This is a genomic window from Sphaerochaeta sp. PS, assembly GCF_032144095.1.
Classification (GTDB): domain Bacteria; phylum Spirochaetota; class Spirochaetia; order Sphaerochaetales; family Sphaerochaetaceae; genus Sphaerochaeta.
On the sequence record NZ_JAVSNJ010000005.1, the window covers coordinates 36561 to 49951 of the forward strand.

Below are 13391 nucleotides of genomic sequence, written 5' to 3' on the forward strand. Positions count from 1 at the left end.
GTAATGGATATATATGCTGATACATCTTTTGACCTCATCGTCGTCGGTGGTGGTATGGCCGGAAGCATGGCCGCCATCGCGGCAGGTCGGTTGGGCCTGAAGGTATTGCTGCTTGATGAGGAGGGCTACCTTGGAGGGACCCTGACAGCCTGCGGCACCGGCCCCATGATGACCTTCCATGCAGGTGAAAAGCAGGTTGTGAGGGGCTTGGGGGATGAGATGATCCAACGTCTTGTCGCCAAAGGCCTCTCGGTGGGGCATATCCCCGATTCAACAGGGTATACCTATACGGTCACCCCCTTTGATGCAGAGGGGATGAAGCACGAGCTGGAGCTCATGTGCATTGAGGCAGGGGTTACCCTGCTTTTCCATACAAGCTTTGTGAAGGCCACCCTCCGTGACGGCCTCCTATCCAGCATAGAGTGCTTGTGTGCAGGCAACCTCTTTACCCTCTCGGCCCCTTTCTTCATCGATGCCTCCGGGGACTCCGACCTCATCGCGATGGCCGGAATCCCGTATGAGCAGGGGCGTGAAAGTGATGGGAGGGACCAGCCGATGACGATGAACTTCAAGCTGGTCGGGGTGGACATCCAGGTTATCAGGAACCTGATGGATACCGACATCGAGCTGTTCCCCTTCCTTGCGCCCAAGGCAGGGTTGCAGCACAGCGCCTCCCGGCTCTCCTTCTCCGGTTTCCAGGAGATCATGATGGAGGGGGTGAAGAAGGGTGAAATAACCTTCGACCGGGACATTGTGCTCTGCTTTGAGACCAACGCCAAGAATGAGGTCATTGTGAACATGACCCGCATCAATGGGAAGAATCCTGTTGACCCCATCGCCCTGACCGGGGCAGAGCTGGAGGGCAGGCGCCAGGTTTGGGAGCTCTATAGCTTTCTCAAGACCCATATCCCAGGCTTCGAGAATGCCCGGTTGACCTATAGCGGACCGCGGATAGGCATCCGCAGTTCCCGAAGGCTCAAGGGTGCCTATCGGGTGACGGTCAAGGACCTGTTCGCCCAGACCATCTTTGAAGATGCAATTTCGGCCTGTGGCTATCCCATCGACGTCCACTCCCCCGATGGAGAGGCTACGGATACCCAGTTTTTCCCCTATGGAGCCTTCTATACCATACCGCTACGAAGCCTGCTCAATACCCAGGTACCCAATGTGATGGCTGCAGGAAGGAACACCAGCAGCGAGTTTGAAGCCCATGCTAGCCTGAGGGTCAGCCCCTCTTGCTCGGCGATAGGGCAGGGTGCAGGCACTGCTGTCGCCATCGCCGTAAAGACTGGGAAAGATCTGTTCTCGATCGATATTCCCTTGCTGCAGAGGACCTTGCGAGAAAATGGAGCGTTCATCGGATGAAGGATTTCAAACGGGTAACCCTGCAGGATGTGGCAAAGGCTGCTGAGGTCTCCTATGCCTCAGTTTCGGCTGTACTCAACGGCAAGGACGGGCAGAGCATCCGGGTGGGGGCAAAGACCAAGGAGAAGATCCTCGAATGTGCCGCAAGGCTTGGCTATGTGCCGAACATGGTTGCAAGGAAGCTCAAGAGTGGGAACAACTCCCTGCTCGCCGTCTTTACCTATGAGCAGATGTTTCCGGTAGAGTCCCTGAACGAGTACTATCGGTTCTTCGTGGGTATCCAGGAGAGTGCCGAAAAGCATGGCTACGACATCCTCATCCTGAACAACCGCCCGACCGAGGAGAACTCCTCACGCATCGTGCTTGCCGATGGTGCTGTCATGATGGGTGTAAACAGGGATGACAAGGGCGTTGAGCGGTTGGTCAAGAACAATTTTCCCCTGGTGTTTGTCGGTAGGCGAGAGGTAGCCGGAGTCCAGACCCACTGGGTGACCTTCGACTACCGCACCGTCATTGCCGAGCTTGTTGCCCATTTGCGTCCTCTATGCAAGACTGGCTCTCTTATCTATGTCGAGGCCATGGAAGCAGAGCACGAGCCCAGGCGAGACAAGCGGACCTATCTGTTGGAGAGTGCCCAAAAGGCAGATTTGGATGTCATCATTGTGGAAGCCGACGGGAAGAACCATCTGGATGAACAGGCCTGGGCCCAGGTGCTGGAGCATCAGGTGGTGGTATTCGACCGCCTTTTCTTGCTCGATTCCTTTGAACGGCAGCTCAAGAAGAGGGGTCTGACCCTGGGTAGTGATGTCAGGGGTGCTGTGTTGGAGGATGACTGGCAGGGTAGCCACCAGAACTGGACCCGTTGGACAAACCAACGTCTGGAACTGGGTTCGTTGGCTGTGGAGCACCTTTCGGCACTCCTTTCCGACGTTCCCCTGGAATCCTTGAAGAAGCTTACCCCCCTCTATCTGATCATAGCGGAGAGTTCGGCCCTGCATTGAGGACCTTTAGCTACTCTTTGATGCTTTCATCATCGAACAGGTTGGGGTTTTCTTTCAGGATAGGGATAAGGGCTTCATAGATGGCCTGGGCCTGATGGTAGAGGACCTTGGCATCGCCAATCGTCCCTTCCTTGATGATGCCCGCTTTTTTGAACTGCTCCTCCACCTTGGGAAACTGGTTGGCAGGATGGCCGATGTGCCGTCTTGAAAGGACCTGGACGGTATTTCCCTCACCCAGGTTGCTGGTAAGCATATAGGGCTGTTCGCTCAGGCGACCAGGGACATCGACCCACTCCTCCACACCATGCAAGAAGGTGTCGCGGTTCATGCCGACCCCTACCAGGAGGATGGTGGCATCACGGTCGAGCAACCTTCCCCACGCTGAGTCTCTGGCACACGGGGTGCCACAATGCTCGTCACCCGCAACAAAACTCTCGGCATCCTTGCCAAAGGCGACAACCGAATGGGTAGGGTGGCCGGAGCGGAAGCCGTTTTTCCTCTTTCTTGCCAGCTCAGGGACAATACCGGTACAGCAGGCAGAGTGTTCCCTGCTAAAGCTAGGTTGGCTTGCATCAACGGTAGCCCAGGTATGGGTAACGAAGACCATCAGGCCATCGCGCATATACTCGATAAAGGCATCAATGACGGTTTCTGCTCCGCCTTCGACTTCCCCTAGGCTATTGTAGGAAAAGTGGGCCAGAACTGTCCCCTTAGGGTCAATTCCCATCTTTTTCAGATCTTCTTGTAATGAGGTTTTCGTGTGCATTGCGCCATGATGCCATAGGGGAGGGGAAGAATCAAGGATGGGCGGGATGATCCGTATTTCATCTTTCAAAGAAAGCTCCTATCGTATTAAAAGAGCAGTTGTGATAGATTGGTAGGTGGAATTGAAGGTGAGGAGTGTGAGACGCATGATACGCTATTTCTGGATGGAAACGACTACCAAATGATCCACCATGAAGCCGACTACGCTATAACCAATGCCCTTGTTGCTTCCCCAGATGGGTTGCTTTTTGATACCACCATAGTGGTCAGAGGTGGGGTTATCTCCTCCATTGGGCCGTATGATGCTTCCTTGCTGCAAGGCCTGGCTATCTTCGATGCCAAGGCCAACCTTGTGGGTCCTGGCCTGATCGACATGCACATCCATGGCTGTGGTGGGTTTGACCCTACACAAGATGATGTTCAGGCTAGCCTGGAAGGGATGGCCTCCTTTCTTGCAGAGCGGGGCATAACAGCCTTCCAACTTGCCACGGTCATGGATATGGACGTGCTCAATGCTGTAAGGCAAGCCCTACAGGCAAGCCCCTTCCTTTCATCCCACCTGCTTGGGGTCTACACCGAAGGCCCCTTTATCGCACAGGAGAAACGGGGTGGAATCTTCCCCCATAGCATCAAAGCCTATGATAGGGCCTATCTTGATTCCATCCTTGCCCTTACCTATGCCAATTCCCCGCTTGTCTCGACAATGACCATTGCCCCAGAGCTGGAGGGTAGTGAAGAACTTTCTGCTGTCTTGGAAGAGCATGGGGTGGTAGTTGCCTACGGCCATAGCAACGCCCTGCTTTCCCACCTTCAGGTGAAGCCCAAACACCATCTGACCCACCTCTTCAACGCCATGAGCCCCATCGACCACAAGAATCCTGGCTTGGCGACCCTGCCGTTTGTCAGGGCTTATAGCCATGCAACCTACGAGTTGGTCTGTGATGGCGTGCATGTCCACCCTTCTGTGGTGGACCTTACCCTCAACACCTTGGGGACCTCCCGGCTCTGCATCGTCTCCGATGGCATGAACTTGGCTGGCCTGGGTGCATGTGAAGGCCTCTATGCGGGAAAGGCCATCTACTCCAATGGGAAGGCCTGCTATTTCAAGGAAAATGACCTCTTGATAGGCTCGGCAACTCTGATAGTGGAAACTGCCAGAAATCTCTACCATCAGGGCCTGCTCGATAAGCTCTCCTTTTTCAAGGTTACCTCGGAGAACCCGGGGCGGGTGCTCACTCTCCCTGATAGGGGAAAGGTCCAGGTTGGCTATCGTGCAGACCTGGTGCTACTCTCGGAAACAATGGATGTATTGGATGTATTTACGGCAGGGTAGGACCTACCCTGTCTGATCATAAGTGAGGTGTGGTATGAAAAACAAGTTTTCGATTCTTGCCAACGAGTATCGCTTTATGCTGCTGGACAATGTCCTGCCATTTTGGCTGAACCATGGCTTCGACCGTGAATATGGCGGGATGCTTACCGGTCTCGACCGTGATGGTTCCCTACTTGAGACTGACAAGTCCATCTGGTTCCAGGGTAGGGCCCTGTGGGTGTTCAGTGAAGCTGCCCGCCTCCATGGCAAGCAGGCCGAGTACCAGGAGGTCTGTTCTTCCTTGGTCTCCTTCATTGAACGGTTTGGCTTCGACCCTTCTGACGGGCGCATGTACTTCAGGGTAAGCAGGGAAGGCAAGCCTGTGGTAAAGCGAATCAGGTATGTGTTCAGCGAGACCTTTGCCATCATCGGCTTTGCTTCCTACAGCAGGGCCTTTGGCAAGAAGGAGTATGCAACCAAGGCATACAACCTCTTCCATACGGTGCTTGATACCCTGGCTAATGATATCCTGGTACCCAAGTACGAACGAAAATCCCGAGGTTTCGGGCTTCCCATGATCCTGCTCAATACTGCCCAGGAGCTACGCGAGGCATGTCCTGAGCATGCCGAGGAACTGAATCGTTTCATCGATGGGTTGCTCAAGGAGATCGAGACCTATTTTGTCCGCCCTGAGCTGGAGATTGTGGTAGAGCAGTGTGCCGAGGATGGAGCCCTCGAGCTTGAGCACTTTGAAGGAAGGCTGCTCAATCCTGGCCACGCCATTGAAGGCGCCTGGTTCATCATGCGTGAGGCCAGGTATCGCAACAATGATGCCACCCTCATGCAGCTAGGAACCAAGATGCTCGACTGGATGTGGAAAGTGGGCTGGGACAAGGAGCATGGCGGCATCATCTATTTCCGTGATGCCCTAGGCAAGAGCGCTACCGAGTACTGGCATGACATGAAGTTCTGGTGGCCCCAGTGTGAGGCGACCATTGCAAACCTCATGGCCTACTCCCTGACAGGAGACCGGCACTATCTCGAACAGTTCAGCCAGGCCGACCAGTATGTGAAACGCCACTTTATCGACGGTGAGTTTGGCGAGTGGTATGGCTACCTCCATAAGGACAACTCCCTCTCCACCCCGTTGAAAGGCAACATGTACAAGGGGCCTTTCCACATCCCCAGGATGTACCTGGTCTGCAACAGCCTGTTCAGCGAGCTAGCGAAGGTAGAGTAGTAGGCTTGGGATTGGCAAACAGAGAATTCACAACATTGAGAGAATGGTAGACAAGGCCCTAGGGGAAGTTCCCTTTGGGCCTTGTCGTCTATGTGCCGGCAGTATCAGAACCATGACTCAGGTGACGTTCCTCCCGAATTATATTGACAGAACAGAAAAACCGTCATAGTCTTTGTATGTACACAGGTGTGTACACTCTAGTTTTTCTTTTGTTGGGAGCCCTATGTCAGACAAAACGCTGAAAACCATAACAAGAGCCGACATAGCCCTGGAAGCAGGAGTCAGCGAGACGGTAGTCTCCTACGTCATCAACGGAAACCGGTATGTAAACAGCGAAAAACGGGAGCGGGTTGAGGCAGCCATTGCCAAACTCAAGTACAGGCCCAATGCGATGGCAAGGGCCCTGAAAGGGAAGAAATCCAACCACATCCTCTTCATAGCTGATGACATCCAGGGTGAATACTTTGGCAAGCTCATCAGCGAGATCGATGCCTTTGCCTACAACGAAGGGTATTTCATCACCCTCTGCGCAGACCACAACGACGAGGATTTTGTCGACAGGATCTACTCAAGGTTCTTCGACGGAGTCGTCATAGGGTCGGCAAACTTCCCCCTCAGGCAGATCCAGCGTCTGGTCAACTCGGAGATCCCTGTAGTCCTGCTGGAAATCCGTGACTACTCCTCCATAACAGGGGTCTATGGACTTATCAACACTGGTTTGTACAGGGGGGCAAGGAACTGTGTGCGCTGCCTCCATGAACGCGGCAGGCGCAACCTATTGTACCTGGATAGGATCAGCAAGGAAGGGCACAGGAGTGACAGGGATGACTGGCGTCTGAAGGGTTTCTTCGACCAGTGCCAGGAATATGGCCTGGATGTCTCCGAAACCAATGTCATCGCAGGCTGCAAAAGTGAGGAAGAGCTTATGCAAGCCATCACCCATCTGGTACAGGACAGGGGTTTTGTCCCTGACGGGATCTTCGGCCGAAACGACCATATGGCCCTGGTGGGGATGGAAGCGGTGAAGGCCCTTGGGTACAACGTACCCTCCGACATCTCGATCATCGGGTTTGACAACTCCCGTATGTGCAGGTTCACCACCCCCAGGCTCTCCTCCATGGAGATCCAACAAAAGGCCATCGGGGCCTTGGTCATGAAGATGATCATCTCCCTGATCGACAACAGGTCCTCCTTTTCCGCAAGGATAGAGGAGCACCTGGAAACCCAGTTGATTATGCGCTCAAGCGTATAGAAGTATAAAAGGAGACTGATCATGAAAAAATTACTTGCAATGCTACTGGTAGTGCTGGTAACGACAAGCATCCTGTTTGCAGCAGGAGCAGCTGAAAAGACCGTCGCAACAGAGAAACCTGTCACCCTCAAGGTGGCAAACTATGCCCTGCTTGAGAGTGGGTACGAACAGTTCTGGAAAAACGTCAAGGTTGGCTTTGAAGCCCAGAACCCCAACATCACCATCGAGTGGGTTACCGCCCCCTATGGCGAGATTGTGAACCAGGTGGTGAACATGGCCGGCGGTGGTGACAAGGTCGATGTCATCTTCGGCGAGATCGACTGGGTACCAGGCCTTGTCGACACAGGCCTTGCCGCCCCCATCAGGGATATCCTTCCCCCTGAATTCGTCAACGACTTCTATCCCGATGTACTCAAGTCCTTTGAGGTCAATGGACAGCCATACGGCATCCCCCTCTATGTATCACCCTATGTGCTCTACTACAACAAGGACCTCTTCAAACAGGCTGGCCTCGATCCCAACACGCCTCCCAAGACCTATACCGAGATGCTCAGCTATGCTGAAAAGCTCTCCAAGCTCAAGGATGCAAACGGCAACAAGGTCTATGCCTTTGGCCAGACAACCGCCTCAGTACCCGTATCTGGAGCATCCCTGAACGCCATGGTCTTCAACTTCGGTGGCCAGGTTCTCGATGCACAGGGCAAGCTCTCCGTAGACAACCAGGGCTTCAAGGATGCCATTTCCATGGTGCAACTGCTCGACCAGAAGGGCTATAACCCCCAGAATGCAAAGCTCAAGGACCTCCGGAACCTCTTTGCCCTTGGGCAGCTGGCCATGTACTACGACCAGTCATGGGGTTTCAATGGCGTGAAGTCCATCAATGCCAAGGCAGTGGATTTCACAGCCTCTGCTGAACCTCTCAAAGGCGGCTCAGGCAGTGGCGAAAGCTTGCTGCAGGCCCACTGCTTTATCCTTATGGACAATGGCAAGGCTCGTACTGCAGCCCTCTCCAAGTTCGTCCAGTATGTCATCTCCACCGATGTGCTCAACGACTACCTGCGTGACCTCACCCCTGCATACCCAGCCAAGAACTCCATGGCTTCGATGGAGAGCGTGGTCAACAATGGCATCCTCAAGGGTGCTTCTCCTGCAGCAGGTAGGGTTCGGGTGCAGACCTTCATCCCACAGATCTCTACCCTGAATCTGGAACTCTGCTCCCTTGCCCAGGCCGTGACAGTCGGCAAGCAGGATGTCTCTTCTGCAATCGAGAAGTTCAAGGCATCGGCTACAGTCAAGATCTCCCAGTAATAGAGTTGTCTCAGGGGGCTGGTACTCTACCAGCCCCCCTTCACAAGGAGTCGCTGCCCTATGAAACCAAAACCACTATCCAGCAAGAGAAGCGACACGCTTTTCTCCCTGCTGCTTGACTTGCCTGCGTTCTTGCTTTTGCTCTCCTTCATTGTGGTCCCGATCGTGGACTCGGTCATCAAAAGCTTCCAGGCCTACGGAGTCAAGAACATCATCACAAAGAAGCCCGGGGTGTGGAATGATTTTGCAAACTACCTCTACCTCTTCAAGACCGACGACTTTGTCGGAGCAACCCTGCACACCTTCTCCTTCGTCATCGGGGTGGTGCTGGTCCAGTTCCTCCTGGCCATCCTGCTTGCCCTGATCCTCAATTCCAACATCAGGGGGGCCAGGTTCATGCGCAGTGTCATGATGACCCCCTGGGTAGTGCCGACGGTCATCTCAGCCCTCATCTGGATGTGGCTCTTCCAGCCACAGTACGGGCTTCTCAAGTATCTGGTCTCACTGGTGACCTTTGGCCACCTTAGTGACTTTGCCATCCTGAACAACCCCTCTACTGCCCTGACAGGGGTAGGGGTTGCTGCGCTATGGAAGCAGATTCCCCTGATGACCCTTCTTTTGCTTGCAGGGTTGCAGAATGTCCCCCAGGACATCTCGGAAGCGGCCATGATCGATGGGGCGGGGAAGATTCGCCGCTTCTTCTCCATCATCCTGCCGTACCTCAGCCCGGTCATCAAGGTCTCGGTCTCCATGTCCATCATCGAGAACTTCAAGCAGTTCCCTCTCTTCTGGACGATGACCGGAGGCGGACCGAACAACTCCACTACCACCCTGGCAGTCCTCAGCTACCGTGAAGCGTTTGTGGGGATGAACCTTGGTTCCGGCGCTGCCATCACCACCTTGTGGATGCTCATGATGATCGCCGTCATCTTTGGCTACAACAAGCTCTTCAGAGTGCAGGAGATGTGATGAAAACTACCATGAAGTCCGACAGTAAGCTCTTCTCTTTCTTCAAGTATGCTGCCCTTGCGGTAATCCTGCTCTTTTTGCTGTTCCCTCTCTACTGGGTGCTCATCACTGCCTTCAAGACCAACATGGAAGCCTACCGCTACCCGCCGACCTTCTTTCCCCGGCACCCTGTGTTGACCAGCTTTTTGAGCCTGTTCCACGAGAACAACCAGTTCTTTGTCTACTACAAGAACAACATCATCGTATCCTCGTTTGTTGCACTGCTCTGCTGTGTGGTGGCTATCTTCTCCGGCTATTCGCTTGCGCGGTTCAGGCACAGGTGGAACACCTGGTTCTTCGCCCTCCTGCTGGCTTCCCAGATGTTTCCGGTCATCAGCCGGATGATCAGCCTCTACTCGATCATGGGAAAGCTGGGCATCATCAACACCCTGGGTGGACTCTCCCTTGCCCTGCTTGCAGCCCAGGCCCCCTTCTGCATCATCCTGATGTCCAGCTTCTTTGCAGGAATTCCCAAGGAGATCGAGGAAGCGGCATACGTCGATGGGGCTGGGAGGTGGCGGATCCTCTTCTCCATCGTTACCCCCTTGGTGAAGTCAGGCCTTGTGGCTGTCGGCATCTATGCCTTTCTGATGACCTGGGATGACTACCTGCACGCAGCAACGCTCATCCAGGCCGATATGAAACGGACGCTTTCGGTGGGAATTGCCTTGCGGTACCTGGGCGAACTCTCCTATGATTGGTCACTGGTCAATACGATCTCGATCGTAGGGACGATTCCCGTAGTGCTGCTGTTTTTCTTTTTCCAGAAATATATGATTAAGGGCCTGGTGGCTGGTGCCGTCAAGGGCTGATGGAGTGGATAATGCCTAGACAAGTTGTGTTTATTATGACCGACACTACCCGTAAGGATATGCTCGGTTGTTATGGGAATGAGAGGATGGTGACCCCGAACCTGGACAAGATGGCGGAGGAGGGTATCCGGTATACCCAGGCCTATACAACCCAGCCGGTGTGCGGTCCTGCCCGTTCTGCCATCTTCACCGGCACCTTTCCCCATACCAATGGGATGGTTACCAACTGTGTCCCCCTTGGGGAGAATGTGAAGACCCTCGGCCAGAGGTTGAGCGACAAGGGCATCAGGTGTGCATATACAGGCAAGTGGCATCTCGATGGAGGGGACTACTTCGGCAATGGGATCTGCCCCGATGGGTGGGATCCCGACTACTGGTATGACATGCACCGCTACCTTCTGGAGCTCAGTGAAGAGGACAGGGTCCGTTCCCGTAAGGCCGATACCTCCTTTGACGAGGATTGGGACGAGACGATGACCTATGCCCATAGGGTCTCCAACAAGGCCCTCTCCTTCCTGGAAAACCACAGTGATGAGGACTTCTTCCTCTCCGTCTCCTACGACGAGCCCCATGGCCCCTGCATCTGTCCCTCTCCGTTCAACACGATGTACAAGGATTTTGTCTTTGAGGACAACCCCACCTTCCACGATACCCTGAAGGACAAGCCCCTGCTGCAGAGGCTCTGGGCAGGGGAGGACCTGGAGAAGGATGGTTCGGCCATCAACAAGAGCTCGAAGATGCTCTCCCTCTTTTTGGGTTGCAACAGCTTTGTTGACCAGCAGATCGGCAGGGTGCTGGACAAGATAGCCCTCGTGGCCCCCGATGCCCTGGTGATCTTTACCTCCGACCATGGGGATATGTTGGGCTCCCACAAGCTGCAGACCAAGAATGCCTGTTTCTACAAGGAAGTTGCAAACATCCCCCTGCTCATCAAGGCGGGGAAGGGCAGTGCGAAGAACCGCGGGGCTGTGGTCGACTATCCTGCATCCCATATCGACGTGACCCCTACCGTCCTGGACTATTTTGGCCTTCCTCTCCCCAAGGCCCTCCAGGGGGTAAGCATGATGAGGCAGATCGAGGACCCCAAGGTGCAGGTCAACGACTATGTCTTCTGTGAGTTTACCCGCTACGAGGTGGACCATGATGGCTTTGGAGGCCTGCAGATGATGCGTAGCGTCACCGACGGGCGATGGAAGCTTACCATCAACCTGATGGACAGCGACGAGCTGTATAACCTTAAGGACGACATCCATGAGGTAAGGAACCTCATCAATGACCCGAAGGCAAGCAAGAAACGGGATGAGTTGCATGATGTGCTCATCAGCCATATGGACGAGAGCCGTGACCTCTACAGGGGTTACCAGTGGGTTGCAAGACCCTGGAGGAAGGACAAGAGCCCTTCCTGGCAGAACAGTGGCTTCACCCGCCAACGGGAGAATGATGAGTATGAAGAGAGGCAGTGGGACTACGATACCGGTCTACCCATGCAGGAAGCTGTACGAAACAAGAAGCTCTACGACATGAAAAAGTAGGGGAAAGGCAAGAGGAGCTGATTGCCTGCATTGGATAAGCTTGTACTGTAGGCTGTAGGGCTGTTTTTCAACGCCCCTACAGCTTTTTCTTTTTTTTCAATTAAGTAGCATACAACTGCTTTGGATTTGTTATTTACCATACAACTTCTATTCAATTTACTGATATTCTGTATTGTGTTCTGGCAAACCAATGGTACGATTAGCCGTACATACCATAAAAACTTGGAGGTTCTCATGAAAAAGAGTGTGCTCGTATTGTTGGTTGTCCTGATCTCATTTGGGACATTGTTTGCTGCAGGAAAGGCTGAGGTTGCTGCCGACACCTGGCCAAAAGAGGCTGTCACGGTCATCTGCCCTTGGGCTGTCGGAGGCGTGGCTGATATTGTAAACAGAAAGACTGCCACCTATGGGGTGGAAGTGTTGGGCAAGCCTGTCCTGGCAACAAACGAGTTGGGTGCTGGTGGAAACGTCGCCCTTACCAACTATCTGAAGAATGGCCCTAACTCCTACAACCTCATCTTCGGTGGTGAAGGTGCATTCTCCATCGCCCCTAACGTAGATGGCTCCGATGCCATCCAGTTCAAGTATGAAGATTATGTGCCTATCATAAACCTCTACTCCTCCATCTTTGTCCTTACCTCAGATGCTAAGCTGAACATCAAGGACCTCGATGGACTCAAGGCCTATGCACAGGGCAAGAAGCTGAAGGTTGCCGTAAACGGTGTTGCCGGGTCTGAGGCTTTCCTGGCCAAGGCCCTTGCCAAGGATTTGGGTATCAACCTTGAGTTGGTAAGCTACAACGGTGCAAACCTTGCCCTCGATGCAGCTTCCAAAGGTGAGACCTCCTTTGCCATTTCCCACCAGTCACAGGCAAGGGGTAGCGTGGAAGCCGGTATCCTCAACCCAGTAGTCGTGTTTGACGAGAAGGGTGTGAACAATGAGGTGTTCAGGAATGTGAAGGGTGTAGGCGAGTACGGCTCCGATGCATTCTTCAGAAACAGATGTTTCATTCTTGCCCGCAAGGGAACCGACCAGCAGATCATCGACAAGGTGCGCAATGCCTACCTGACGATTCTCCAGAAACCGGAGATTGTTGAGTTCTACAAGTCAATGATGATCGAGATCGACCCCATGGATAGTGCTTCCATCAACAAGCATATCTCCACAGTTGCTTCTATCGTTACATCCAACATCTAGGAAACGATTCCATAGGTTCAGGTGGGCCTTCTATCCTAGGAAGGCCCATACCTATGAAAGGGTTACATATGCAAAAGTTTTTTACACTGCTGCTGAGACTTGACAGCAAGATCGACAGGATGGGGGAAACCCTCAAGGACAAGAAGGTCAAATTCTACCCCACGCTTGTCGGGCCCATTGTTTTCCTCTTGTTCGCCTTGGCCGCATTTCTCGCTATGCCAAGCCAGGTGAAGATCCAGGCAGAGGGAGCCACCACAGCCAGGACATTCCCGACGTTGCTGCTGGAAATCATCGTCGTTGGGTCGGTTGTGTTGCTGGCGACAGAGCTATTCAAGATCATTCGCAAAAAGACGATCGAGGTGCAGGAGATAGAGATCCTCACCGAGATCAAGGCTGTGGTAATCCTTGCTTTGCTTGGCCTCTACGCCCTCCTGATGCCCTTGATAGGGTTTATCGCAAGCTCCCTGTTGTTTTCGGTTGCGATGCTCTACTACTTCAGGATCAAGAAGAGGTCGTATTACCTCATCGTGGTACTTTCGGCACTGGTCATCGGCCTTATCTTCCGCTATCTCTTGGGCGTCCGCCTACCATAGGAATAC

Annotated in this window: 12 protein-coding genes; 11 read left to right on the top strand and 1 reads right to left on the bottom strand. The window is 53.6% G+C overall.

Annotated features, from left to right (window positions below):
- The first annotated feature begins 3 nt into the window (after positions 1-3).
- Positions 4-1365, top strand: a complete 1362-nt coding sequence (locus ROJ03_RS06590) for an FAD-dependent oxidoreductase (RefSeq protein ID WP_313726215.1) — start codon at positions 4-6, stop codon at positions 1363-1365.
- Positions 1362-2366, top strand: a complete 1005-nt coding sequence (locus ROJ03_RS06595; RefSeq protein ID WP_313726216.1) for a LacI family DNA-binding transcriptional regulator — start codon at positions 1362-1364, stop codon at positions 2364-2366. Before ROJ03_RS06590 ends, ROJ03_RS06595 begins: the two co-directional genes overlap by 4 nt.
- 10 nt (positions 2367-2376) lie before the next feature.
- Here ROJ03_RS06595 and ROJ03_RS06600 read toward each other — a convergent pair whose 3' ends face one another.
- Positions 2377-3201, bottom strand: coding sequence for an AAC(3) family N-acetyltransferase (locus ROJ03_RS06600; RefSeq protein WP_313726217.1), 825 nt, complete (start codon positions 3199-3201; stop codon positions 2377-2379).
- Positions 3202-3240: 39 nt separating this feature from the next.
- Here ROJ03_RS06600 and ROJ03_RS06605 point away from each other — a divergent pair, with 39 nt between their 5' ends.
- The 9 genes from ROJ03_RS06605 to ROJ03_RS06645 all read left to right on the top strand — a co-directional run bounded on the left by ROJ03_RS06605 (position 3241) and on the right by ROJ03_RS06645 (position 13385).
- Complete coding sequence (locus ROJ03_RS06605) at positions 3241-4464, top strand: amidohydrolase family protein (RefSeq protein WP_313726218.1); 1224 nt, start codon at positions 3241-3243, stop codon at positions 4462-4464.
- Positions 4465-4498: 34 nt separating this feature from the next.
- A complete protein-coding gene (locus ROJ03_RS06610) occupies positions 4499-5683 on the top strand; it encodes an AGE family epimerase/isomerase (RefSeq protein ID WP_313726219.1) in 1185 nt (394 codons plus the stop codon).
- A 223-nt stretch (positions 5684-5906) separates the two neighbouring features.
- Positions 5907-6935 carry a LacI family DNA-binding transcriptional regulator gene (locus tag ROJ03_RS06615; RefSeq protein WP_313726220.1) on the top strand — a complete coding sequence of 343 codons (1029 nt, stop codon included), beginning with the start codon at positions 5907-5909 and terminating at the stop codon, positions 6933-6935.
- A 21-nt stretch (positions 6936-6956) separates the two neighbouring features.
- Complete coding sequence (locus tag ROJ03_RS06620) at positions 6957-8243, top strand: extracellular solute-binding protein (protein ID WP_313726221.1); 1287 nt, start codon at positions 6957-6959, stop codon at positions 8241-8243.
- 60 nt (positions 8244-8303) lie between these two features.
- On the top strand, positions 8304-9212 hold the full coding sequence (locus tag ROJ03_RS06625) for a sugar ABC transporter permease (RefSeq protein WP_313726222.1): 909 nt from the start codon (positions 8304-8306) through the stop codon (positions 9210-9212).
- Positions 9212-10063, top strand: a complete 852-nt coding sequence (locus tag ROJ03_RS06630) for a carbohydrate ABC transporter permease (protein WP_313726223.1) — start codon at positions 9212-9214, stop codon at positions 10061-10063. Before ROJ03_RS06625 ends, ROJ03_RS06630 begins: the two co-directional genes overlap by 1 nt.
- A gap of 11 nt (positions 10064-10074) precedes the next feature.
- Positions 10075-11595: a sulfatase-like hydrolase/transferase gene (locus ROJ03_RS06635; protein ID WP_313726224.1), complete on the top strand. Its 1521-nt coding sequence runs from the start codon at positions 10075-10077 to the stop codon at positions 11593-11595.
- A gap of 234 nt (positions 11596-11829) precedes the next feature.
- Complete coding sequence (locus tag ROJ03_RS06640; protein WP_313726225.1) at positions 11830-12792, top strand: tripartite tricarboxylate transporter substrate-binding protein; 963 nt, start codon at positions 11830-11832, stop codon at positions 12790-12792.
- 68 nt (positions 12793-12860) lie between these two features.
- Positions 12861-13385 (top strand): tripartite tricarboxylate transporter TctB family protein, encoded by a 525-nt coding sequence (locus tag ROJ03_RS06645; RefSeq protein WP_313726226.1) that lies wholly within the window; start codon positions 12861-12863, stop codon positions 13383-13385.
- The last annotated feature ends 6 nt before the right edge of the window (positions 13386-13391 follow it).